The sequence below is a fragment of the Candidatus Villigracilis saccharophilus genome (assembly GCF_016711665.1).
Window position 1 is genome coordinate 162,668 of the sequence record NZ_JADJSO010000002.1, and the last position, 22,111, is coordinate 184,778.

General features: G+C 50.5%; 29 protein-coding genes. 18 read left to right on the forward strand and 11 right to left on the reverse strand.

What is annotated here, in order from left to right; translation table 11 throughout:
- Positions 1-3: 3 nt before the first annotated feature.
- Together IPL17_RS01040 and IPL17_RS01045 are read left to right on the forward strand one after the other, a co-directional pair.
- Positions 4-1,770 carry an ABC transporter ATP-binding protein gene (locus IPL17_RS01040; RefSeq protein ID WP_345305216.1) on the forward strand — a complete coding sequence of 589 codons (1,767 nt, stop codon included), beginning with the start codon at positions 4-6 and terminating at the stop codon, positions 1,768-1,770.
- Complete coding sequence (locus tag IPL17_RS01045; protein WP_345305217.1) at positions 1,767-3,587, forward strand: ABC transporter ATP-binding protein; 1,821 nt, start codon at positions 1,767-1,769, stop codon at positions 3,585-3,587. The genes IPL17_RS01040 and IPL17_RS01045 overlap by 4 nt, the downstream gene beginning before the upstream one ends.
- Positions 3,588-3,748: 161 nt before the next feature.
- On the opposite strand, the gene IPL17_RS01050 is transcribed toward IPL17_RS01045, so the two are convergent.
- The 7 genes from IPL17_RS01050 to IPL17_RS01080 all read right to left on the reverse strand — a co-directional run bounded on the left by IPL17_RS01050 (position 3,749) and on the right by IPL17_RS01080 (position 7,886).
- Positions 3,749-4,090 carry a helix-turn-helix transcriptional regulator gene (locus tag IPL17_RS01050; protein WP_345305218.1) on the reverse strand — a complete coding sequence of 114 codons (342 nt, stop codon included), beginning with the start codon at positions 4,088-4,090 and terminating at the stop codon, positions 3,749-3,751.
- A 119-nt stretch (positions 4,091-4,209) separates the two neighbouring features.
- Positions 4,210-5,121, reverse strand: coding sequence for an SUMF1/EgtB/PvdO family nonheme iron enzyme (locus tag IPL17_RS01055; protein ID WP_345305219.1), 912 nt, complete (start codon positions 5,119-5,121; stop codon positions 4,210-4,212).
- 103 nt (positions 5,122-5,224) lie between these two features.
- Positions 5,225-5,692, reverse strand: a complete 468-nt coding sequence (locus IPL17_RS01060; protein WP_345305220.1) for a hypothetical protein — start codon at positions 5,690-5,692, stop codon at positions 5,225-5,227.
- Between the two features lie 51 nt (positions 5,693-5,743).
- Positions 5,744-6,322: a hypothetical protein gene (locus IPL17_RS01065; RefSeq protein ID WP_345305221.1), complete on the reverse strand. Its 579-nt coding sequence runs from the start codon at positions 6,320-6,322 to the stop codon at positions 5,744-5,746.
- 82 nt (positions 6,323-6,404) lie between these two features.
- Positions 6,405-7,127: an SHOCT domain-containing protein gene (locus tag IPL17_RS01070; protein WP_345305222.1), complete on the reverse strand. Its 723-nt coding sequence runs from the start codon at positions 7,125-7,127 to the stop codon at positions 6,405-6,407.
- Positions 7,128-7,144: 17 nt separating this feature from the next.
- Positions 7,145-7,567 (reverse strand): hypothetical protein, encoded by a 423-nt coding sequence (locus tag IPL17_RS01075; protein WP_345305223.1) that lies wholly within the window; start codon positions 7,565-7,567, stop codon positions 7,145-7,147.
- Positions 7,568-7,634: 67 nt separating this feature from the next.
- Positions 7,635-7,886 (reverse strand): hypothetical protein, encoded by a 252-nt coding sequence (locus tag IPL17_RS01080; protein ID WP_345305224.1) that lies wholly within the window; start codon positions 7,884-7,886, stop codon positions 7,635-7,637.
- A 258-nt stretch (positions 7,887-8,144) separates the two neighbouring features.
- Here IPL17_RS01080 and IPL17_RS01085 point away from each other — a divergent pair, with 258 nt between their 5' ends.
- The 13 genes from IPL17_RS01085 (at position 8,145) to IPL17_RS01145 (ending at position 16,385) form a co-directional block, all read left to right on the forward strand.
- Positions 8,145-8,540 (forward strand): A24 family peptidase, encoded by a 396-nt coding sequence (locus tag IPL17_RS01085; protein WP_345305225.1) that lies wholly within the window; start codon positions 8,145-8,147, stop codon positions 8,538-8,540.
- Entirely contained in the window at positions 8,530-9,435 is a 906-nt protein-coding gene (locus tag IPL17_RS01090; protein WP_345305226.1) for a hypothetical protein, read from the forward strand. The genes IPL17_RS01085 and IPL17_RS01090 overlap by 11 nt, the downstream gene beginning before the upstream one ends.
- Complete coding sequence (locus IPL17_RS01095) at positions 9,432-9,647, forward strand: hypothetical protein (protein WP_345305227.1); 216 nt, start codon at positions 9,432-9,434, stop codon at positions 9,645-9,647. The genes IPL17_RS01090 and IPL17_RS01095 overlap by 4 nt, the downstream gene beginning before the upstream one ends.
- Positions 9,648-9,707: 60 nt before the next feature.
- Positions 9,708-11,093 carry a hypothetical protein gene (locus IPL17_RS01100; RefSeq protein WP_345305228.1) on the forward strand — a complete coding sequence of 462 codons (1,386 nt, stop codon included), beginning with the start codon at positions 9,708-9,710 and terminating at the stop codon, positions 11,091-11,093.
- Positions 11,090-11,542, forward strand: coding sequence for a hypothetical protein (locus IPL17_RS01105; protein ID WP_345305229.1), 453 nt, complete (start codon positions 11,090-11,092; stop codon positions 11,540-11,542). The genes IPL17_RS01100 and IPL17_RS01105 overlap by 4 nt, the downstream gene beginning before the upstream one ends.
- 63 nt (positions 11,543-11,605) lie before the next feature.
- Positions 11,606-12,421, forward strand: a complete 816-nt coding sequence (locus IPL17_RS01110; RefSeq protein ID WP_345305230.1) for a DnaB-like helicase C-terminal domain-containing protein — start codon at positions 11,606-11,608, stop codon at positions 12,419-12,421.
- The gene (locus tag IPL17_RS01115; RefSeq protein WP_345305231.1) at positions 12,414-12,896 is read left to right on the forward strand and encodes a hypothetical protein; all 483 of its coding nucleotides are present in this window, start codon (positions 12,414-12,416) and stop codon (positions 12,894-12,896) included. Before IPL17_RS01110 ends, IPL17_RS01115 begins: the two co-directional genes overlap by 8 nt.
- An 18-nt stretch (positions 12,897-12,914) precedes the next feature.
- Entirely contained in the window at positions 12,915-13,181 is a 267-nt protein-coding gene (locus tag IPL17_RS01120) for a hypothetical protein (RefSeq protein WP_345305232.1), read from the forward strand.
- Between the two features lie 6 nt (positions 13,182-13,187).
- On the forward strand, positions 13,188-13,634 hold the full coding sequence (locus IPL17_RS01125; RefSeq protein ID WP_345305233.1) for a hypothetical protein: 447 nt from the start codon (positions 13,188-13,190) through the stop codon (positions 13,632-13,634).
- A 10-nt stretch (positions 13,635-13,644) separates the two neighbouring features.
- On the forward strand, positions 13,645-14,577 hold the full coding sequence (locus tag IPL17_RS01130) for a hypothetical protein (protein WP_345305234.1): 933 nt from the start codon (positions 13,645-13,647) through the stop codon (positions 14,575-14,577).
- Complete coding sequence (locus tag IPL17_RS01135; RefSeq protein WP_345305235.1) at positions 14,578-15,279, forward strand: M23 family metallopeptidase; 702 nt, start codon at positions 14,578-14,580, stop codon at positions 15,277-15,279. It begins immediately after the preceding gene.
- Positions 15,280-15,282: 3 nt separating this feature from the next.
- Positions 15,283-15,429 (forward strand): hypothetical protein, encoded by a 147-nt coding sequence (locus tag IPL17_RS01140; RefSeq protein WP_345305236.1) that lies wholly within the window; start codon positions 15,283-15,285, stop codon positions 15,427-15,429.
- A gap of 5 nt (positions 15,430-15,434) precedes the next feature.
- Positions 15,435-16,385, forward strand: coding sequence for a hypothetical protein (locus tag IPL17_RS01145; RefSeq protein ID WP_345305237.1), 951 nt, complete (start codon positions 15,435-15,437; stop codon positions 16,383-16,385).
- Positions 16,386-16,769: 384 nt separating this feature from the next.
- Here the strand turns inward: IPL17_RS01145 and IPL17_RS01150 are convergent, their stop codons facing one another.
- From IPL17_RS01150 to IPL17_RS01165, 4 genes are all read right to left on the reverse strand, one after another.
- Positions 16,770-18,020, reverse strand: a complete 1,251-nt coding sequence (locus IPL17_RS01150) for an ATP-binding protein (RefSeq protein ID WP_345305238.1) — start codon at positions 18,018-18,020, stop codon at positions 16,770-16,772.
- 371 nt (positions 18,021-18,391) lie between these two features.
- A complete protein-coding gene (locus tag IPL17_RS01155) occupies positions 18,392-18,982 on the reverse strand; it encodes a hypothetical protein (protein ID WP_345305239.1) in 591 nt (196 codons plus the stop codon).
- Positions 18,979-19,515: a hypothetical protein gene (locus tag IPL17_RS01160; RefSeq protein ID WP_345305240.1), complete on the reverse strand. Its 537-nt coding sequence runs from the start codon at positions 19,513-19,515 to the stop codon at positions 18,979-18,981. The genes IPL17_RS01155 and IPL17_RS01160 overlap by 4 nt, the downstream gene beginning before the upstream one ends.
- 25 nt (positions 19,516-19,540) lie before the next feature.
- Positions 19,541-20,620, reverse strand: coding sequence for an RHS repeat-associated core domain-containing protein (locus IPL17_RS01165; RefSeq protein ID WP_345305241.1), 1,080 nt, complete (start codon positions 20,618-20,620; stop codon positions 19,541-19,543).
- 238 nt (positions 20,621-20,858) lie between these two features.
- On the opposite strand from IPL17_RS01165, the gene IPL17_RS01170 reads away from it, so the two are divergent.
- From IPL17_RS01170 to IPL17_RS01180, 3 genes are all read left to right on the forward strand, one after another.
- On the forward strand, positions 20,859-21,101 hold the full coding sequence (locus IPL17_RS01170) for a hypothetical protein (RefSeq protein ID WP_345305242.1): 243 nt from the start codon (positions 20,859-20,861) through the stop codon (positions 21,099-21,101).
- Positions 21,098-21,475, forward strand: coding sequence for a PIN domain-containing protein (locus IPL17_RS01175; RefSeq protein ID WP_345305243.1), 378 nt, complete (start codon positions 21,098-21,100; stop codon positions 21,473-21,475). The genes IPL17_RS01170 and IPL17_RS01175 overlap by 4 nt, the downstream gene beginning before the upstream one ends.
- Positions 21,476-21,636: 161 nt before the next feature.
- Entirely contained in the window at positions 21,637-22,101 is a 465-nt protein-coding gene (locus IPL17_RS01180; protein WP_345305244.1) for an RHS repeat-associated core domain-containing protein, read from the forward strand.
- The last annotated feature ends 10 nt before the right edge of the window (positions 22,102-22,111 follow it).

The window sequence follows — 22,111 nt, forward strand, 5'->3', positions numbered from 1 at the left end:
GCAATGAAACAAATCTTTAAACTCATTCATTTTCTTCGCCCCTATTGGAAACGCTCTCTGGCAGCCCTGATCCTGCTGACCTCCCTGGTATTTCTCGACCTGTCCATCCCGCGTTTGATCCAGCGCATCATCGATCAGGGCATCACAGCCAACAACCAACAGGTGGTAACCCAGACCGCATTGATCATGATCGGCATTTCAATCATCAGCACTTTGATCGCGGTTGGAAATAATATTTTATCCGTGCAGGTTGGGGAAAGCGTCGCTCGCGATCTGCGGAATGCGCTCTTTACACACATACAATCATTTTCATACGGGAACCTCGACGAACAGAAGACCGGCCAATTGATGGTGCGCCTGACCAGTGACACGACCGCTGTTCAACGTGTGGCACAGATCTCACTGCGGATCGGGACGCGCGCTCCCCTGCTGATGATCGGCAGTTTTATTTTAATGATCAATACCAGCCGCGACCTGGCGCTCAGTCTCCTGCCTTTATTACTGGTCACATCGATCATCATCATTTTCTTTGTGCTAAAAATGGAACCGCTATTCCATTCAGTACAGCAAAAACTCGACCGCCTCAACACCGTCCTGCAGGAAAATACCGCCGGGGCGCGGCTGGTGAAAGCCTTTGTGCGCGCAGATTTTGAAGGACAGCGATTTGAGCGCGCCAACGAAGCCTACACAGATCATTCCGTGCGGGTGATGCAGATCATGTCAAGCATGTCGCCGATACTGACCCTGTGTGTCAATATCGGCATGGTGATCGTCATCTGGTCCGGCGGGATGCAAGCCATTCGCGGCAGCCTGACCACCGGCCAGATCGTGGCTTTCACAAATTACCTGCTGACCACCATGGGTCCGCTGACCATGATGACGATGCTCTCCAATACCTGGGCCAGCGGTCTTGCCTCGGCCAAACGTATCAATGAAGTTCTGGATACGGTTCCGGAGGTTTTGGATTCGCCCGGCGCCAGAGCACTGCCTGAAGAGGCGCAAGCGCGGCTTGTCTTCGAGAATGTCTGCTTTCATTACCACGGCATCAGCGAGACAGTTTTAGAAAATATCAACCTGGTCATTGAACCCGGACAAACCGTGGCCGTGCTGGGCTCCACTGGCGCTGGCAAATCCACGCTGGCGAATTTGGTGCCGCGTTTTTACGATGTTACCTCGGGGAGAATTCTGCTCGATGGCGCGGACATTCGTCAGATTAAGCAGGATGCGCTTCTTTCCCAGATCGGGATGGTCCCTCAAGAAACGGTTCTTTTCTCAGGGACAATTGCTGACAACATCCGATACGGAGTCCCCGCTGCGAGTGACGAAGAAGTTGTCGCCGCGGCCAGGGCAGCTCAAGCGCATGATTTCATCCTGGAGTTATCTAAAGGGTATGAGACCCATGTCGAGGAACGTGGCACAAATCTTTCAGGCGGGCAAAAACAACGCATCGCCATTGCGCGGGCTTTGTTGACTCATCCAAAGATCCTGATCCTGGATGACGCCACCAGCTCCGTGGATGTGGAAACCGAAACAAAAATACAGGACGCGCTGGAGTCTCAATTACAAGGGCATACCACCCTGGTGATCGCACAACGCATCAGCACGGTATTGAAGGCTGACAAGATCGTGGTCATTGACGACGGGCGCATCTCCGCGGAAGGAACACATCTGGAATTGATGCAGTCCAGTTCCATCTACCAGGAGATCTACGAGTCGCAGTTGGGGAGCGGCCTTCGGCTGGAAGAATCAAAAAATGAGGCGCAAGCATGAGCAATCAATCCAATCGAAGTGGATTCCGACCTGGTCTGCAAAGACGGCCCGGTGACCCGGGCAAGATCGAAAAGGCGCGCGACCCGCGCAATGCCTTGATGCGTTTGCTGCCCTATCTCAATCCCTTCAAGCTGATTTTGATCCTGGTGCTTTTCTTTGTATTGATCTACACCTTGCTGGGTTTGATCGGTCCATACCTGATGGGTACGGCTATTGATAAATTCATCGCGACAAAAGACGCAGCCGGATTGATGAAGATCGCCATTGCAATGCTGACGGTGTATCTCTTGAATAATTTGTTTACAGCACTGTCAGCCTGGCTGATGTCGGATGTCTCGCAGCGCGCGTTGAAACAATTGCGCAAGGATCTGTTCAGCCATTTACAAAGTTTGCCCATTTCCTTTTTTGACCGCAACCCCGCAGGCGAGTTGATGAGCCGCCTGACCAATGACATAGATGCCATTAACCAGGCCGTCTCACAAAATGTAACCTCCCTGCTGGCGAGTGTACTGTCCCTGGTCGGGATCCTGATTGCAATGTTCGTATTGGATAAATGGCTGGCGCTGGCTTCCGTGCTGGTGGTCCCGATCATGTTCTGGTTCACGGAATTCGTTGCCAGATATACCCGCCGCGGCTTCCGTGAATTACAAAAACATCTCGGACAGCTCAATGGCGTGATGGAGGAAGCCATCAGCGGCCAAAAGGTGGTCAAAGCTTTTCGCCGCAATGAATCTGCCATCGCCTTGTTTCGTCAACACAATGAAGAAGTATTTCGAGCCGGTGTTTCTGCCAACAGTTATGCACTGCTCCTGATGCCGCTCACCAATGTGCTGGGCAATTTCTTTGTGATCGTGCTGGCGGGGCTGGGCGGATGGCTTGCCCTGCAGGGACTGGTCACCGTGGGCATCATTGCCACCTTCATCACCTATGGGCAGAATTTCATTCAGCCTTTACGCCAACTGGCCAACATGTACAACTCCATTCAGGCCGCGCTGGCCGGGTCAGAGCGAGTCTTTGAGATCATGGATATGCCATCCGAAGTGGATGACGCGCCGGATGCAAAATCGGCAATCAGCATAAAAGGTCACGTGCAATTTGAGCATGTCAACTTTGGCTATCGCCCGGGTCAATTGATCATCAAAGATATGACCCTGGATGTGAAAGCCGGGGAAACCTTTGCGCTGGTCGGTCCGACAGGCGCTGGCAAGACCACCATCATCAATCTGTTGACACGCTTCTATGAGATCACAGGCGGAAGCGTCCATATTGACGGGATTGATATTCGCGATATCAAGAAAGAAGATCTGCGCCGTCAGTTGGGTCTGGTCTTACAGGACACATTCATGTTCTCAGGGACAGTGATGGAAAACATTCGTTATGGGCGTCTGGATGCCACGGATGAGGAGTGCGTCCAAGCTGCAAAACTGGCGGATGCCGATCACTTCATCCGTCAACTTCCGCGCGGCTACGAGTCGAATCTTTCAGAACGCGCCAGTAATCTGAGTCAGGGACAGCGGCAGCTGCTTTCGATCGCGCGCGCAATTCTGGCAGACCCTGCGATCCTGATCCTGGACGAAGCCACCAGCAGCGTTGACACGCGCACGGAGGCGCACATTCAAAAGGCATTGCTGCGCCTGATGAAAGGAAAAACCAGTTTCGTGATCGCGCATCGCCTAAGTACCATCCGCGATGCGGATCAGGTGTTGGTGATCAACGACGGAGAGATCGTCGAAAAAGGCACTCACCAGCAATTATTGGATCGAAAGGGTTTTTACCATCATCTGTATATCAGCCAGTTTAAAGGACAGTCCATTTAGTTGCCCCTGGAGAATTAAATTTGAAGCCGTTTCAACTGATCTTCACGCAGGCAGGAAAATATAAAAGTGATCACCGCGACGATGGATGTGATGTGATGGGGTGTGGTGGCGGATGTGCGTAAATATATTTACGAGTACAGGCAGCGGCTTTCAGTGCGCTATTACGCCTGTTCCCAGGCACTAAAGTCCCAATTGGCGAACAACAGCCGCAGTTCAGTGCGCTTCGTGATATTGAATTTAATCAGTGTGCTTTCCAAACGATCCTTGACCGTTTCAGACGAGATGTTCAAACGCGCGCCGATCTCGCGGTTGGTGTATCCCAAACATACCAGCGCGGCTACATCCTTCTCGCGCACCGAGAGGGAGCCCCATTTTTTCCAAAGTCTTTCGTTGGACGTATATTGGTTTAGGCCGGCGTTCAAGAGTTCAGGGATCAATTCGGATTCAGGGCGACCCTCATCTGAAGCAAGTGTGGAAAGTGTGACTTGAAAACTGTCACTCACATCCAGGTTATAGCTTCGAGGGCCGGGCGTTTGACGCAAGCCTATAAGGTATATGAAGCGATCCCAAATAGACATAGGAAGATAATACCAGAACAAATGTTCTTATGTCAAGTGTGGCATCACTTTGCAACAGTGCTTTGCGCGCAGCGGAACCCGATATAGTCCGACCCAGATTCAGGGATGTACCAACTGCGTTCACTAACACGAATCCCCGCCGCAGTGCTAAACCATGAGCCGCCCCGTAAAACACGAAAAAAGCCTTCTGCTGGTCCCACTGGATTGCTCGACGGACTCGTACTGTAATAAGATTCATCGTACCAATCATTGACCCATTCCGCGACATTGCCGGCCATGTCCAATGCCCCATACTGGCTGACGCCGGCCGGGTATTTTCCGACGGGTGCAACGTTTCCATAACCATCATCCACGTTAACATCTGCCCAGCTCAGGCGTGATTTCACATCGGCAAAATTCACCAGATCACCAGCTGGTGGCTGATTTCCCCAAGGATACACGCGCTCATCGGTACCACGTGCCGCTTTTTCCCATTCCGCCTCCGTTGGCAGGCGGCTACCCACCCAGGCGCAATAGGCAGACGCCTCCTCCCACGAGACATTCACAACAGGCTGCGGGCCAGATCGGGCCGGCACGAAGCGGGCATACATCGTATAGGTCACCTCGCTCTGGTCGATCCAAAAAGCATCCATCTCCACAACCCTGACCGGCTTTTCATCCGGCTCGCCTGTGATACTGCCCATGTTGAAGGCACCTTTTGGCACATACACCATCACCATACCGTCCTTCGCCCGCACCCATGTGGAACCGATCTCGCCCTCAGGCGTGATGGTTGGCAGTGGAGTTTCGCTTGGCCGTGGGGTTACGCTCGGCCGAGGAGTATTACTGGGAATTAGGGTTTGCGTGGGTGGAAGAGAGGTTGGCGTAGGGAGTATTGGCTCAGCGCCAGCGCACGCCGCTGGCAGCAGGAGCAACACAGCCAGTAAAAAATACAAACCAGAAGATTTTTTATTCATATGTGTTGTTCCTTATATATTGAACAAAAACATGGTTCATAAATTTGTATTCCTGCTGACCCATTCCCGTATATATCATCCCCGTACGAGGGCTTGCAGGTCGCTACTGCACCTGGGCTTTTTCAATTTCTGAGATCAAATTTTTGAGGTCCGCCCTGCTCCGATCGTGCTGGAACGGTTCTTCCTCGTCGCTCCACCAGCGTTTATAGTGCAACTCCCGCCAATCCAACAATGCATTGGCTTTGATCTGTAATGCCATCACCTCATTATGATAAGCCGTCTTTTTGAAAATTAATATATCCCACAATCTCTGTGTGATCTGCGTAAGGGCATAATTATAGTCACATATAATTTCCCCTGAAAAACCCCCGCCTAAAAAGGGAGAAATCGTATCCGCAACTGCGACGATCTGTTTACTTAACTGAAACCGACGCAGCCCCTCATCAATACTGGTTGTATTGTTTGGGATGGCCCGATACTCTTCCTTAAGACGGTTAATCTCCTTGGTCAACTCCTTCTTTTCATCGCTCTCCCCATAATTTTCCTTTTTACCAAACAGCCAGTCAAACATTGTTATCATCCTCCTGTTAATCAATTTCCAGACACTTTGCACGTTACCGCTTCACCAGCCCAGCTGTCGTATCATTTCATTCGTGTGTACAAGCTCTTCTAATTTTACGCCGCTACATCCCACCAAAGTCCCTGCGATGAAAGCGTCCTTATCATATTTGTCCTTAATATCCGCACTGGACATTGAGTGTGTTGCGTTGAAATGAATTTCTCCAAGCAGTTCTTCATCGAGATCACCATTTGCTAAAAATAAATACGGAAATCTATTTCTTTCATCGATTGCGATTCTTCTGTAATCCTCGTACGGAATATTGATTACCTTCATTCCGTCAGGTTTGCGCGTTTCCATTTCCTTTGCATAACTACTTTCAACTTCAAATGTTTTTGACTTCAATTGGCTAAAGAAATCTTTCCAAATAAAGAATCCCAGGTTCTTAAAATGGGTCCCATGGATGGATGCTTGCTCCAACATTACTTTCAAAACAAATTCATGTGAAAAACCACTCAAGGTACCCGCGATGTAAAGCTTCGCCTGCGTTGATTCTTTTTCCCAGGCCAGTTCCCGCGTATATTCTTCCCAATAGTCCGAAGTGATCCCATGCTCCAAAATATCTGCTTCTTTTTCATTCATCGGTGCCGTCCTTGTTAACTGAAAATAAAAGTTGTGCGTCTGTTGCCAGGCGAGTTTTACACATGACAACCATGTTTGATTTTTACAATTGTTGCTTCTTCTTCTCAAAATCTGCTTCAGAAATAATTCCCGCATTCTTTAGTTCAGTTAGGCTTTTTAACAAACTCGCCGCGTTCGGCTTGCTCCAAATAGCCGTCAGTTTGCCGGCCCTGCCCAATTTGATTGTCTCCAGCATTTCCGGCAGTGTCTCCTTAAAATGTTCATGGATTTGCCAGTCAACCGTGGTCGTCATAAGCAAAAGGATCTCTTTATATTCCCCATCCAATGGTGTGATCTGCGCGCCATTGATCGAGGGGTAATCAATGCTCCAAATCTTGTCTCCCACACACGGGTTTCGATCGTTCATTTCACCTTGCAGCCCGCTTAAAATAGTATCCAGGAAACCCTGGGTGCCTTTGGGATATAGCGGATATTCTTTTGTCAGCGCATCCAAGGCATTGATGTAAATATTTTGATCCGAAAAGCAAATATAACCGCTGCCATATGTTCCATAAGTATGCCGGTAAAGTTTGCCACTCGAAAGACCTTGCTTGTATCCTGTAGACTCTCCAAACGAAAACTTGACCGGATGATATTCAATAAAGTGTTCCCCTGCTTCCTTCATGAGCGGCGCGATCTTGCCCTCAAAATGCAGATGAATACTTTTATACCAGGTCTCGTTTTTCCCAGTCGCTGAATGGACTTGTTTCTTTCCATCCGACTCATAACGTCTTGCGTTCTCAATGATTTTTTCTTCCAAAGACATCTTGATCGCTCCCAAAACTAAAGTCTGGCGTCCAGATTAGTTGAGTCCTCTCCAGCAGGTCTGTCATCAGACCTACGTCGGGCTTTTATTTCTTCCCCTTCAAGGATCCTATCCCTTAAGTTTCCCGGCGCGCTTGAACGGATTTTTTCGATCCATACACGCTCGCGGTCTGCCTCTTCGGTTTTCCCAAGCCCGTCGTAAATGGCCGCACGCATGTTCAATAGAATAAACAATGTTTCTCTCACAGGTTTCAGGTTAATGGCCTGGCTGGTAAGATCTAGCACTGCGTCACCCCCCACCTCCGCGATTTTATCCGCTCCAGTAACACATTGAATATATCTGAAAATGTGCTCTGGGTTTTGCGTATCCAAAGACATGGCTTCTGCAAAGTATCTCATTGCCTTATCCCACTCATCCCTGTTCGCGTAAAAATTAGCCATCTTGCTCACCTGGCTCGCGCTAAAAGGCTTGTCAGAAAGCCATACTTGCGCTTCCTGTTCTGCGAGACTACTTTAAGAAACCGAGAATATCTCGCTCGCCGATCCTTAGGCTTGGGCTTTCGCTATCCTGGTCGTAGTATATTTCTCCCTCAATACGTTCACCGTTCACATCCATAAAAACATGCCCGTCAATTTCTGTTTTCATGATTTCATGGTAGAGGGTATCTCCGCCGACGCTGACCATCATATACGGCTCACGCCCAAAGAGGTCAAAATTTTTATCCCACAATGTTATCTTTCCTGAAAATTTTAGGATCATTTGAAAACCTCATTATGATTTTGAATCGAGCAGGCATCCCCTCTCCCTGCGTCAACTCCTCGCCAAGTATAAACCTCCCGTCCCCTTCTTGACAGCACATACGAGTAAATTGATGACAAGAAGGGGTATGCGGACGAGTGATGACCGCCTGTAGCGATTCAGACGCAGTGATAATATCAGGAAGTTGATCAATCCATATTCCATCGATACCGACACCATCCATACACCCTCACTGTAATTCCACTATGATGAGCAACCATGATCTGGTTGCTCATTTATGTTTTAGTCTTCAGCCTGGTTGACCTGCGCACCCGTCGCATTCCGAACTGGTGCATCGTTCCGATCCTTGCCACTGGAGTGATCGCGCATTTTCCAGGTTCACTCGAATTGTGGCTGGCCTGCTCTCTTTTGTTGTTCACTTGGGCACGTGACTGGATGGGAGCGGGCGATGTCAAGCTCTGGATTACCGTGCTCTGGGTATTACCTGTTGAGCATTCATCACAGGCTCTGCTCATGATGTTCATATCATTCCTTCTCAGCGCTCTCATGCAGCTACTCTGGAGGGTGATCCAGTCACGCTCAATAACCAATTCTGTGACTCCTGCCGCATGGCGAACCATTCCATTTGTCCTATTATGCTGGTATGTACACTGACCTTTTTCTCGCCCTGCTCAACCGCAAGAATGCGCGCGCGCATCCGATCCTGTCAGCGCTTGCATATCTATTCTGTCCAATGACGGCGCACTGGTGGTTGGCCGGCGCGGATCCTGTCCCGCCTTTTGACCCGGTCTGGCAATGCCTGCTGGATCTAACCAGCGGCGGGACTCTGCGAGAGCATCTCACCCGCTATGGCTTCGATGGGCAACTCGAAGAGGTCAGGCAATATATCGAGCGGGTCCGCATTTTTCGTTCCCAACACCCGACCATCCAGGCGCCCGAACTCCTGCCATTCTTCACCAGACCCAAGATCGAATTGATCAACCGCTTTGGATCACAGAACGCGATCAATTCCCTGGGTGGGGACTGGCGCAATCTTTTTACATATGTACGCACCTGGGCATACCTGGTCCATGATTGGCGCGCAGGATTGAATGTTGATTCTGAATCAGGCTATGCCCTGAAGAGTGACAAGGTATCCCTGATCCTGTCTTTCACCCGTTTGCCTGTGCAATTCGACGCGTGGCTGTGGAAAGTTCCAGTCGGTCATGTGGTGGAGAATAAGATCGGACTGCTGGTATCAAACCTGGAACAGGATCAGGTCCGATTTTCCTTGATGGAAAAATGTAGCCCGACCGGAGATCACCCCTGGCCAAACACGCCGGGAATTTTCTCGCTTGACTGTGAGAACGGTCTGGCCCAGGTCTTTGATCAAACGCTGTCCGGCAGGGAACTCGAACGGGTGGTGCAGCATCTCTCAGATCTTGCCAGGCACGGCCCCCATCACCCATTGCACGCTCTGCGTCAACCTTCGATCTGCAAGAAATGTGGATATCAAAATCAATGTTTCAAAAGAGATCTCATCTCACCATTCGCCTTGAAGGATCTATGAAAAAAGCCCGTCCCTATATCATTTTGACTCTGTTGCTTGCCATGCTGTCGTTGAGCGGCATGGCAAAAGCCGCCACACCTCCAGACAGTTCCAGACCGTCGATGGATGTCACGACAACACCGCCTCCCACACCAACTTCAACGCCACCGCGCGGGAGGGTCGATCATCAACAGCATCTCGCAGATCTTTCATCATCTGGTCTTTCCAACTGAAACCATCTCGAAGGCCTTGACCAACATCTTTCAAAGGCTGCCAACAAGGAAGTACGCGCCATGAGCGAGGAAGTGGCGCGCTGGACCCAGGTCATCGGGGAGATCGTGCAGGCGCCCAGTCAGGGCGATTACAGCCGCGCCGCGCAGTCGAGTCTGCCCGTGGCAGCCGCACTGGCCCCCGCGTTATTTCTTCTACGTCTGGCCTTATATCATTGGGGAAGATTGCTCGGTGATGACGACTCTGGACTGCGCGTCATCGGCGACTGGGTCACAGCGGGCGTACTCGCTGTCGTATCCGGACCATTTCTGGACCTGGTCGTGCGGCTGGGCTGGTGGATGGTGGGAAAAGTGATCGGGGAAGCCGGGGGCTTGGCCATGAACTTTGTCAGTTCCACCACAGCCACTTCAGTGGTGCTGGGGATTTCCAATCTGAGCTTCATCGGCGGACTGGTTTCCGTGGGTCTATCCATCGGTTCGCTGCTCGCGATCGGCGGGATGTTGTTTGCCTTTGCCTCCGCCAACGCGGTCCTGTTCATTCTGGCTGTTCTCGCTCCCCCGATCGCGATCGCAAGTGTTCTTCCGCAGGCGGCCTGGCTGCGTTCCCTATGGATCAAGGCGGTTGTACTGATCTCCTTGCTGCCCATTGTGGCCGGCGGGGTCTTCAAAGCCGGCATCGCAGCCGGGTCCCTGTTCGACAGGCAGGGGTTGTTATCCGCCATCATCCGCGTGATCTGGCTCTGGGGCGCAACCGGATTATTGCTCTCGCTGGCCGGCATCCTTGGGAGGATGACCATCTCCACCACCGCAGACGCCTTCGGGCAGATGCTAAAGACCGCGCAACAGATCGTCTCGATCGGCGCATTGGCCGCCAGTGGGCGGCAGGGAGGTGCTGCAAGTTCAGCCGCAGCAGGTACTGTAACAGGCAATGGACAGGCAGCCATGAGTCATTTGAATGCCGCCCAGCAACTCACCCAACAGGCGGGGACGTTGGATGCGATGGGACTGCACGCACCAGCCGCATACAACCGTTCCCTGGCGCATGGGCATGAACTATCCGCGCGGCAAGCCGAACTCGGTCAACGCATGCAGCGCTTCAATGCAAGTCAAACCCAGGGGAGTCCGCCACAATCCCAAACACAGGATTTCGGTTTTTCCTCTTCCGTGAATTCAGCCATCGGTTCAAGCTTCAAAGGGTCGCCTGATGACTTTGAGCGCGGCTTTCAAGCCATGTCACCGCATGTCACCCAACATGGCCTGGATCCAAACGTGCTCGCCGCGCAATATCCGCAAGAAACAGCAAAAATAGTTCAGGCCTATCTGGATCATCCCAATGAAATTAAAGGTTCACCAGATCCGCTCTATCATGCCGCCGAACTTGGAAATGCCAATCAGGTTCAAGGCATGCTGACCTTCACCCCAACCAATAAAAAAGACAATCAGATATGACCCTGACTGAATCTTTCGCACTGGTTTCATTTACGTTATTCAGCTTCGCTGACCTGCGCTATCGGCTTGTGCCGGGCATAGAACTTTTTTTATTTGGGACGATCCTGATCGCCGCGCCTGTGACCCCCATCCAGACTGCGATGATTCTATTTGCCTGCGCATGGGGCGTGCTAAGAAATAGTTCAGGACTGTACACAGTCCCGCTTTTATTCTTCCCATCCGCGTGGCCGGTCCTGCTGACAGGCTATGGTTATCGCAAAAGTCTGATCGGGCGCGCCGACCTGCTTGCCATCAGTGGACTGGCCTGTCTCCTGCCCTTCCCCGCAGTGATCCTTTCATTGTTGGGACTGGAAGTCTGGCGCAAGTTTTGGGTGCGCAGACAGGCCGGACCCATTCCCGCCCTGCCGGGGTTGCTGCTTGGATTGCTTGCATTTCTTTTTATCAATTAATCCTGCAGACCACTTAGCGACAGCAAAGATTCTCCCCCGCCCACAATTGCATATCATGAGGATATGCCGCGCTCCGGAACCCTGGGTAATCCCCAACCCTATATTCCTTTTGGACTTTTTGCCGGTCTGACCTTCTGGGGCGGCGGACTGACTTTGCTGGCCGCTGCGCCAGGCATCGGCAAGACATCCTGGCTGCTGCGCATGTTATTCGAAGCGGCTGCCGCACGATTCCCTGCCGTGATCGGATGCTACGAGCACACCTCCCAGGAATTGCGTTATCGACTGCTGCTGCAAGTGGAAGCCATGACCAGCGGCCCGCATAAAAAAGCGCCGCTGGAAAAAGTGGAGGCCACCCTTGCGCGCGCAAGTGAAGCGGTGCTGCTGTCCTTGAATTCACAGGAAGATACCGTGCGCGCTTTGGAGGACATGTTGATTCATGAGTATGCCTTTCCCATGAAAGGCCCCGCCCTGATCGCGGTGGATTATCTCAACCGGGTACCAGTCATCGGACTGACAGGCATGATGAATACCGAAGGACGCAGCGGGGAGGCTGCCGCCTCCTTGCGGGAGATGGCGCAACAACATGGCTGGGCAGTCATCGCAGCGGCGGCCTTGAAGGCAAAGAACTTCAATGATGGCGATGACCTGTCGGCTTTGCTGGGCGACGAGCGCGTCCCGTATGAAGCCGACCGCGTGCTGGTGGTTCGAAGGAAAGGCGATGTGCAGAAATGTGAATGCACTCCCCTGGAAGTCCTGACCCTCAAAGACCGCACCGGCCCGGTCCGCAGATTCCCGATGCAGTTCTGGGGGGAACGTTTTTATCCCGCCCTTGCGGATGAATTTCATAAACACGCGCCGATGGATCTGCCTCATGAATGAAGCCTCTTCATTATTACTGACTTTTTTGCGTGAAGCATGGATGGCTCTGGCAGGCGCATTGCTTGCATTTGTTCTATTGGCCGGCATCGCGCAGGTACTGCGAGTCAGCGCGGCAGGCGTGTTGGGAGCGAACCTGTGGGTCTGGGAATCAGTTTCGGCATTGTTGTCGGTCATGCTGATCGGATTGTTTGCCTTTCTTGGGATCCCGCAGATCGTATCCGCATTGCAATCCTCCCTTCCAAACGCCTCCGGCTGCGGACCGATCAGTGAACTGGGGACCTTTGCATCCGCGTTGATCGGGGGACTCGCGGCGCTGCGCATGTTGAAGGCAGCCTTTCTTTCCGCCCTGTCTGCCTCAATCGGCGGGAGCTCCTCCTTCGCACACGCGCTGATCGAATGTGCCGAAGCGATCTTTGGCATGCTCCTGGCGAGTCTGGCCATCCCTCTGGCCGCCTGGTTCCTCGGAACCTGTTAGTTCTTAAAGGAGAAAAAAATGTTTGATCCCATTCTGCAACAGATCCTCGCCATCGCCCGTGACGCCTGGGCCTTCATGGCCGGCCTCTTGATCGTCGTGGCGCTGCTGGGCGGTCTGTATTATGTCCTGCAGGGCACAGCCGGGGCAGCCTTCGGTGCCAGCCGCATGACCTCGATGGCCATCATCGGAGTCGTGGGGCTGGTGATCATTGTGTTGTTCGCCTTTCTGTTCCTGCCGCAGATCGGCGAAATGCTCAAGAGCTTCCAGCCGGCGGCACCTTTTTAGGAAACCATGTTCAACGACCGCGATCTTGGCATCCTGGGGGGCGGCGCATTACTGGCCGTGCTGTGTTTATTCCTGCCCCTCTCTTTTGTGGGCAAAGTGGTGGTTGGCTTCCTGGTGTTGGTGCTCTTCATGGCACTGGCCCTGCTGCGCCTCGGACCCGACCGTGTCCCGCCGGAAGTTTGGCTATCACGCCGCTTTCGGTACGCAAGGCAGAGCCGCAAGTATGTCAATCAACAGGCTGCAACCCGTACCACTGAAAATCCACAAACACAAAAAAAAGAACGCAGCTCGCCATCCTTCGATCCGCTGACCTTTTTCCTACCCATCGATCTGGCCTGGGACGAAGTCGGAGTCTATCCACTGCTGACCGTTCTTCTGGGAGTTGTCGGCGTTTATTTCGCGGACTGGCTTGCGCATGGCGGAGCCGCGGAATTATCCATCTGGTTCAAATAGGAGCAACGAAATGGAAACTTTATTATCCCTGATCGGCGCGCTGGCGCTGGCCGCCATCCCGATCGCGTTCGGCTGGCGGCGCAGTGTGGATGAAGCCGGCATGGCGCGCGCGATGGGTATCGCGCAGCCACAGAAAAGATTTGATCCCGAAAAGTTCGCGCAACAAACGGGCACAGGACTGACCTTTAATCAGATCGTATATGGCTTTCTGGTCTGGGTCGGCGCTGGACTGGCCGGCGGAATATTCCTGGGCGTCTTCCCCGCGCTGCTGTTCGCGATCGCCGGCGGGCTGCTGTATGCGGGGTCGTTATCTGACAAGCGCCAGGAGTTTCGCCTGAAGCAGGCCAGGGATATTTTGCGCGGACTGAGTGTGGTTGAGACTCTGCTGTCACAGGGCAGGCCTTTGGGGGACGCGCTTAATGATGCCGCGCAGGCGGTCGGACCGGATGGCAGGCTGGTGTTGAACGATCTGGTGGTGCGCCTGCGCAGCGCGCCGGCTGACGAAGCCGCGCTGGCTGTGCGGGAATGGACAACCATCTGGGACAATCCAGCAGTGGATATCGTGGCCACTTCATTACTCGCATCCATTGAAGGCCGCATCGAGATCGGTCCGCTGGTGGCATCCCTGCGCAAGACATTGGGAACCGTGGTGGAAGTATTATCACGTGCCCGCGCTGCGGCCAAAGGAGTGGAGTGGCAGGCTAAATTCCTGGCACTCTTTCCGCCTTCCGTCCTGGTCGTGATCGCGATCACGACGCCCGAGACGGGCAGATTGTATTCCGCCAATCCCCTGTTGTTATCCCCGGTCATCATCGGCTCGGGTGTGTCATACTGGCTCTCGATGCGCATGATCCGCAATGGATTGTCGATCGAAGCCTCGATGGGATTACAACCCGGTCAGCAAGGCGAGATCCACATGGACCGCATGGGCAGAGTTTTGTAAGTGAAGGGCATCCTGCGTTTCGCGATCGCGATGATGGCAGTCCCGTTCGTATGCGGGACTGCTTTTGTAATCGGGTATGTGATCCTGGTCGCGCTCACCATTCCCCAACTGCCCCCCTGGGCGCAAAAGAGTGTGACCGATTGGATGCTGGATATCCCCCAGCATTCAGAAACTGCCGACAACGGGTCGCGGCCCCCATCCTCCGCAGCCGGCATCAGCGCCGTGCGCTGGGCAGAGTATGTCGGTTCCAAGTCCAGCGTGCACGGCATGCCGATGAAGGGACCCATTCAGCACTGGAGCACGTGGTATGACAAGCCGTTGCTGGGTTGTGTCTTTCACGATCCAAGCTACGAGAGTCACAGCGGGGTTGACCTGCCTGTAAATGAAGGCACGCCGATCTACACGACCCTCGCCGGCCAGGTGGTCTGGGCTGCGGAAAATGGACCGTGGGGAAACCTGGTTGTTATTGAGAATGATGGCTACCAGGTCTGGCTGGCACACCTGAGCAGCATTGAAGTGTCCGAGAGCGAAGTCCTGGAATACGGCGACTTGATCGGGTTGAGCGGCAACACCGGCAACAGCACGGGCGGGCATTTGCATTACGGCATCAAGCACAGGACTGAGGCGGGCAGTTTCGTCTGGCTCGACCCGCGCGCCTACTTCACAGAAGATGAGATCATCCCCATCGGCTGTTCGGACTGATGCGTGACGGTCCGCATCGGAAACATCACTTTTTCAGATTGGACCAGCCTGCACTTCGAAGACGGCTGGTCGGACACTTTTATCCTGCGCGTCTCCGCGCTGGCCTGCCTGCCCCCTTCTATTACAAGGAACCGCTGCGCCGCATACTGACTCAAATGGAAAAAATAAGGTCCAGCGCTTCGGTCTGGATACAGGTCGATGGCCCCGGAGAGTGGTTCGCGGCCGAAGTCCACAACGCTCTGAAAAACAGACTTCCAGTGCCATATGCCGTGACCCGCGCGGGTATCACGGTTCATTATCTGGATTTTTCATCCCCTCCCACCCTGCTGTATTCCCGTCCGCCCGCGCCACCTGTTTCAGATGAAGTTATACCAGACCTGCCGCTGTCCGAACTGCGCTGCCTGCAGGCTCTGGGCAGGATGATCAAAGGAAATGAGATTGAGATCGCGGCCCTGGCCGGCCTGGACCTGGAAAAAACCAAAACTGTTCTGGCAGATCTGTCCTGCAGGGGGCTGGTCGTGTATAAAACCGGACACAGGCTACATCGCCGTCTTTTCAGACCGCGGCAGAACGACCTCTTCCCGCTCTGGCACATCCTGCCGCGCGGAAGACACCTGGCCTTGCAAAGCTGGGTCGTCCCAAAAGGAGTGAGCTTTCGCACCCGACGCGAGGCGTACCTGTGGCAGATCGGGAGTAAACACCGCCGCTTAGCACGCCTCTGGACCGCCTGGCTACAATCCGCCTGGCCCCTGGCCAGGATATGGACCGGCTGGAGCGAAGTGCGCATTCCGGGTTCGCGCGTGATCCCGGATGGTTTGGCCTGGGGCCGGGCCCACGGTTATGAAACACTTTTCTGGCTGGAAGTCGGGGATGAACATCGAAGCATTGACCAGATCACAAACGTCACAGCCTTTCGATTGAACCAGGCCGTGAAGTTTTGCGCCTTAACCGGGGTCCGCCTGGTGTACACCCAGTTAAGCACACGCTGGGTTCGTCAGGCTGTCAAAAGGGTATGCAGAACTGCCTCAAAACACCGCCGTGGTCCTGGCCGATTGGGGCAGGTTCGGAAAATTACCCATTCTGGAATGGGGCAGGATCACCAGTGACATGTAACGGGCGTCGGTTACATATCGCGCCTCATCGCCCGACAGATTTTTGTTAGCCTACATTTATGGGAGACATCAGAGGCATCCTTATTTTCCCGATGGTCACTGATACGTCGTTGATGTAAAACTGATTCCCGACACACAGTCCGCTTTTCTTCCACCAATCAACTCCAAACTGATGTTCCCTGGGTTGAAAACCGATCGACTCGTATAATCCCGCGGCATGCTAATTCTCATCCGCCACCATCACAAGGGTTTCAACCTTCATGTTCTCAAACGCGTACTGTAGGCGTGAGGATGTTTACACTCTTGAATTTCTGGGTCTCAGATGCACCAACTGTGTGGAATCCCCATAAGATGCACGGGCTAATTAAAGAGATGGATTTACCCTGTTATCAAAGACCATGGGATTGCAACAATCTTCTGATCCAAGCGCTTGATCTCTGTTCCCCCATATATAATCAAACCACCAGATGCCTTTGGATGTTTTTCAAAGAATAACCGCAGACCCGCTGTATCACGATATCCGAGATTATCTGTAAGTTTCACTTCTATAGCAAGCAGGTGCCTGCCATATTCAAGAACAAAATCAACTTCATTCCCTTCGAGAGTGCGCCAAAAATAAAGACGTGCTGACGGAGTCATCAAACGTGTCAGAATTCTCAGGTGATGATAAATAAATGTCTCAAAGTACGAACCATATTCGCGTGCTTTACGAAGATCATCCAATTCAAAATAGCCAGATAGAAAAACCGCCAATGCAGGATCGTTGAAAAATGCCTTTGGAGATTTCAATAGCCGAGTTGTATGACTTGCCGTATAAGCGGGTAAACGGTCGAACAAGTGGGTGGTCTCCAACAAGTTTAGATACCGATGTGTGGTTGGTTGAGATAGTCCCGCATCCCGGGAAATCTCAGACTGATTAATTAACTGAGCGGAGCGCAAAGCTGCTAATACCATAACTCTGCGGAAATCCAACAGCGCATCAATTTGAGCAACTTGCCGAAGATCACGCTCAAGGTAGGTCGCAACATACCCTTCCCACCACCTTGTCCATGCTTGCGAAGAATCCAAACTGAGGAGTGGGGGCATAAACCCCCGGAGGATAAACTCTGCTGGATCAGGAAGATCCGCAGTTAATGAACTTTCTTCAGGGAATTCACCATTCAAGACACGTACTAAAATATCCGGGTAAGGCTGGTTATTCATTTCTCCAACGGACATGGGATCAAGCACAAAATAAATTGCACGGCCTGCCAGGCTTTCACTTACCTGCTTCATCAATAGCAAATTGGCAGAACCAGATAATACAAATTGATATTTACCTGGGTTTCGGTCCACAGTCTTTTTGACAGCGAGCAGAAGTTCCGGCGCCTTTTGGACTTCATCCAGGATAACTTGATTGGTTCCAGCCCATAAAGATTCAGGATTTGAACGCGCTTGTTCCAAAACATCAAAATCATCAAGAGTATGAAAGCGCCAATTACGGAAAGGTTCAGTATTAAAAAGGAGTGTACTTTTACCCACCTGTCGAGCACCGGTCAAGACAATGACTGGATGATCCTTAATTGCATCTTGAAGTAGAGGTGTAAGCCAGCGTTCACGATAAGTGTTTTGGCTCGCGTTATTATTCATGCTGTGAATAATAATTCAAAACCACAGATTTAGCAAGATGACAACCATGGCTGTAGCAAAGTCAGGAATTCTGCACTTCGGCTTCGCATAGAAAACGAAAAATAGTAGTTTCGACAAAATCTGTTCAGATGACGCCATGAACTTCAAATCCTGTCAATCGACTTTGCTACAGCCATAAGATGACAACTCAGTGGAAAGGTGGTGTTTTTGACTTTACCTGAAGCTCGTAGATAATATATTACTTAATGGTAGACTTTGAGAAGCGGTAAAAAAGTCAAACGTATTGATGTATCTTATGGGGATTGGACACAGTTTACTTTTCCCCCAAACAGGCGTCATCTTGAAAACGGGTTATATAGAAATAAGGATTTTTATACAATGGTGTCTAGCATTTCCTTCCAAACAGAACCCAATCCCAGTTGGTTAACCCATTCTTCGATATACCCAAACTCAAGTTGATTTTTTTTCGCCCGAAGAATCGCTGCAATATCCCGGGCATGTTTGGGTTGCCCACTCAATCCCAAATACATGAGCTTGTAGAGAATCAAGTCCTCCGGGGAATGAACATATACCTTCCCAATAGGCGGACCATAATCAACAATTGTCCTTCTTTGAAATGCGCTCTGCCGAAGTGTGTCGCCATCCCGCATCAAATATATGTCCGCTTTGAGACCGCTGTACATATGGATCGCATTCAACGGAATGTCTGCCCGGTCTTCCATCATTGTATCCAAAATAATGTCGGCTGGGACGAGCATTTTTCTTTTCTCAAGTTCCTTGGAAAACTTGCCAATCGCCTTGATGGGCAGGTTAATGACAATATCCAAGTCTTGAGTTGCCCGTGGTTCACCCCAAGCCCACTCAGCTATCGCACCGCCGATCATATATTCGATTCCAGAAGCCTTGAGTGCTTCAAGAATGAGTTTGAGAAAATCAGTAATGTCTAGTGGTTTATCATTCATAGTATGTACGCTCGTTGTAATGCCATGCGATTGGCTTCCTGGGGAGTAAGTCGTGGATTTTCCAAATGGATTCGATAGGCCACCACTTTTCGGGCAGTATCGCTAATGGCACATCCCTGTCGAAAGCGGGCTGCAGCAGATAGCTGGTGGTAAATATCAATCTGGCGCTGATCTGCTTCAGCAGCACTAGCTTTCACTATTTGCTGGAATTCGGGCGATAATGCCGATTGTCCACGAAGGTAGTAACCAAGATGTTCCCTATTACGACTATAATCCAAGATGTAATTGGCAGCTTGAAATGCCCTTTTGACCACACGCATATCACGGTAAAAAACATCCTCCCATGCAGCTATTCCAAAACAATTCCTTCCAAGCCTGTATTCAACCCTGGCTATTAATTGAGCGCGAGTAAGGTAGCGTTCATTCCATAGAATTTGAAGAAGAGAGGTGCGACGGGCGGTGGTGATATCACGCTGGATGGCATCTTGGAATATAACCTCAGTGGCTTTGCGGGAAAATGTGATATTCATCATACCTGTATTATACCTGATTTATAAATCAGGTATAAATATTTGTCGCAATTTCCTCAGTTGTGATATTCCTGCATCTTATGGGGATTACATCGCTTTCATTCGACTCGCCAACAATAAGACCTTGCCAGCACGGCGCGGCGCAAGGAATGCCCATAAAGGGGCTTTTATCCATTTGATCCGGTAAAAAGTAGGGGTGGGCATAATCTGATAAATTAAATACTTTATTTTCATGCATTCTCCACAAGACTATGGAACCCAATAGCTTTAATTGCATCTTCGATATAGTCTTTCTGATTGGACCCAAGTAACCAAAAGACGGATATACAACGTATTTGAAAACTCTCAGCCCAATCTTCTCTAAGATGACTCTGTGCATACCTGTTAGGTGCTGCCTCGCCCGTATTAACATAAAGGCCATCTTAAATGATTTTGTAAGAGCGGCCATGCCATTGCTTAATCGAAACGGTGGCCACCATTGTCGAAAATCTATTACATGGGCTAGTTCATGTACAATTTGTCCTTTGGCCCATCCGTCGGTAGAATCAAAAACGTTATTAGGAAGTATCACATTGTTTAGTGAATAGGCTCCCTTCTTGTTTGGATCATAAATATAATCAGTTGAGACACGATAAAACCTAACGGGCTCCCATCTCATTGCAGTGCTAAATAGCCTTTTTTCACCCAACACTTTATTCATATCGTTTATTGCTTCAAAGGTTAATTCGAGTTCATCTAAAGAGCGCCAATCTCCTTCAGCCCATTGACAATTTATCAGAGTCATTGATTGGTCAAAGTACATGTTTGGATATTGAAAGAACTCATTCAAGTACCCCCAATCTTTATGAATTTCGACACCATAAAAAATTTTCAATTTATCTCTAATAACATCAGCTGTTCTAGCTTCATGTCCTTCTGCTATATGTCCACTGGGATCAAAATAATTTACAGGATTCCCTTCCACATACCCCCACCGATTCATGGACATAGGACGATTTGCATCTCCACCCCACGTATCTCTTGAGGGAAACCTCCCATCGGCGGGATTGTAATATCTGGCTCTCAAATACAGCAACTGTGTGGAATCCCCATAAGATGCATCAATCATAACGGGATTTTAATGCCTTTGCACAAATAGCGGTTAGAATTTCCTTACAAAGCAAATCTGGTCATAATACGCTAATACTGCAAAACAAAAAAACCGTACGGTTTGTTCTAAAAACTTCCATTTTGCCCGCACACTTACCTTTCTGCACTGTCCTTTCACATAGTCAAGGTAAAAATGCAAGTACTCGATTGGGTGCGCAAGTCTCTAGGGTAGTATAATTCAGAAAAAGGAGCAAAAAATGGCGCTTGATACAATTGATAGAATATTAAAACAAGCTAACTTCTTGTCCCCAAATGAACAGCTTCTGCTTGCAACCCGCCTGATTGAGCGCGTACGGCAGGTCAATAAACCTATGACGGGAAAAGACCTGCTCAACTCAGGTGTGGTAGGTATTTGGGCAAACAGGAAAGATATTAAGGACAGTACGGAATACGCCCGAAAACTTCGCGAACAAGCACAAACTCGGAGACGAGTTCAATGATATTAATTGATACTGATGTGATGGTAGACATCTTGCGCGGATATGAACCTTCCAAAGAATGGCTGAAATCTGCGCAAGAAGTTGGTGTGCCTGGACTTGTGGTAATGGAGTTACTACAGGGATGTCAAAACGCAAGAGAGCAAAGACAATTGGAAAAGGCTCTGTCAGAATATCCACTTTATTGGCCTACTGAAGAAGATTGCAACCGAGCTTTAGCAAGTTTCTCTTCTCACCACTTAAGCGATAATATCGGTTTACTGGATGCTTTGATTGCTGAAACTGCAATTGGGGTTCCTGCCGAACTTGCTACATTTAACGTAAAACATTACCGTATACTGAAGGGACTTAAGACCTTACAACCTTACGAAAGGTGATAAGGAAAATTGAATGTTATAGAAATAACTCATCCAGTATCCTTGCTGGATGAGTTATGCATTAAATACAATTAAGCGAGAAATTATTCAATGATAAGAGAGTAAAATCATAAAATGGCGGCTATAACGACGTAAGTGCATCTTATGGGGATTCCACACAGTTGCTGTATTTGAGAGCTAGATTTTATAACCCCGCTGATGGGAGGTTCCAGTCAAGGGATACGTGGGGTGGGGATGTGAATCGTCCCTTGTCCCTGAACCGGTGGATGTATGTAGAGGGAAATCCAATTAATGCACTTGATCCTACCGGTCAATTTTCAGAAAGTTTAATCACAAATAGTTTACATGGCATCAACTTATCCGATGCTTTTGGACAAGAGAGATATGGCGTTGCTCGATGGGGCTTCTATAACTTCTTAAAGGAAGCGAATGCCTTTGATCGATTTACTCTTCTTAAGGCCGATTTTGGAATGGAAGGACCCAATTATCCTCTAGCATCTGATGTAGATGGAAATTGGGCAGTATATGATAGTGGCTGCGAACTAGTTTTTGTAAATAACAAATATGGATTTAATAACCTGTCACAATTCTTAGATATTAGGACTTACGCAAAACAAAGCGATTGACGAACTGGAA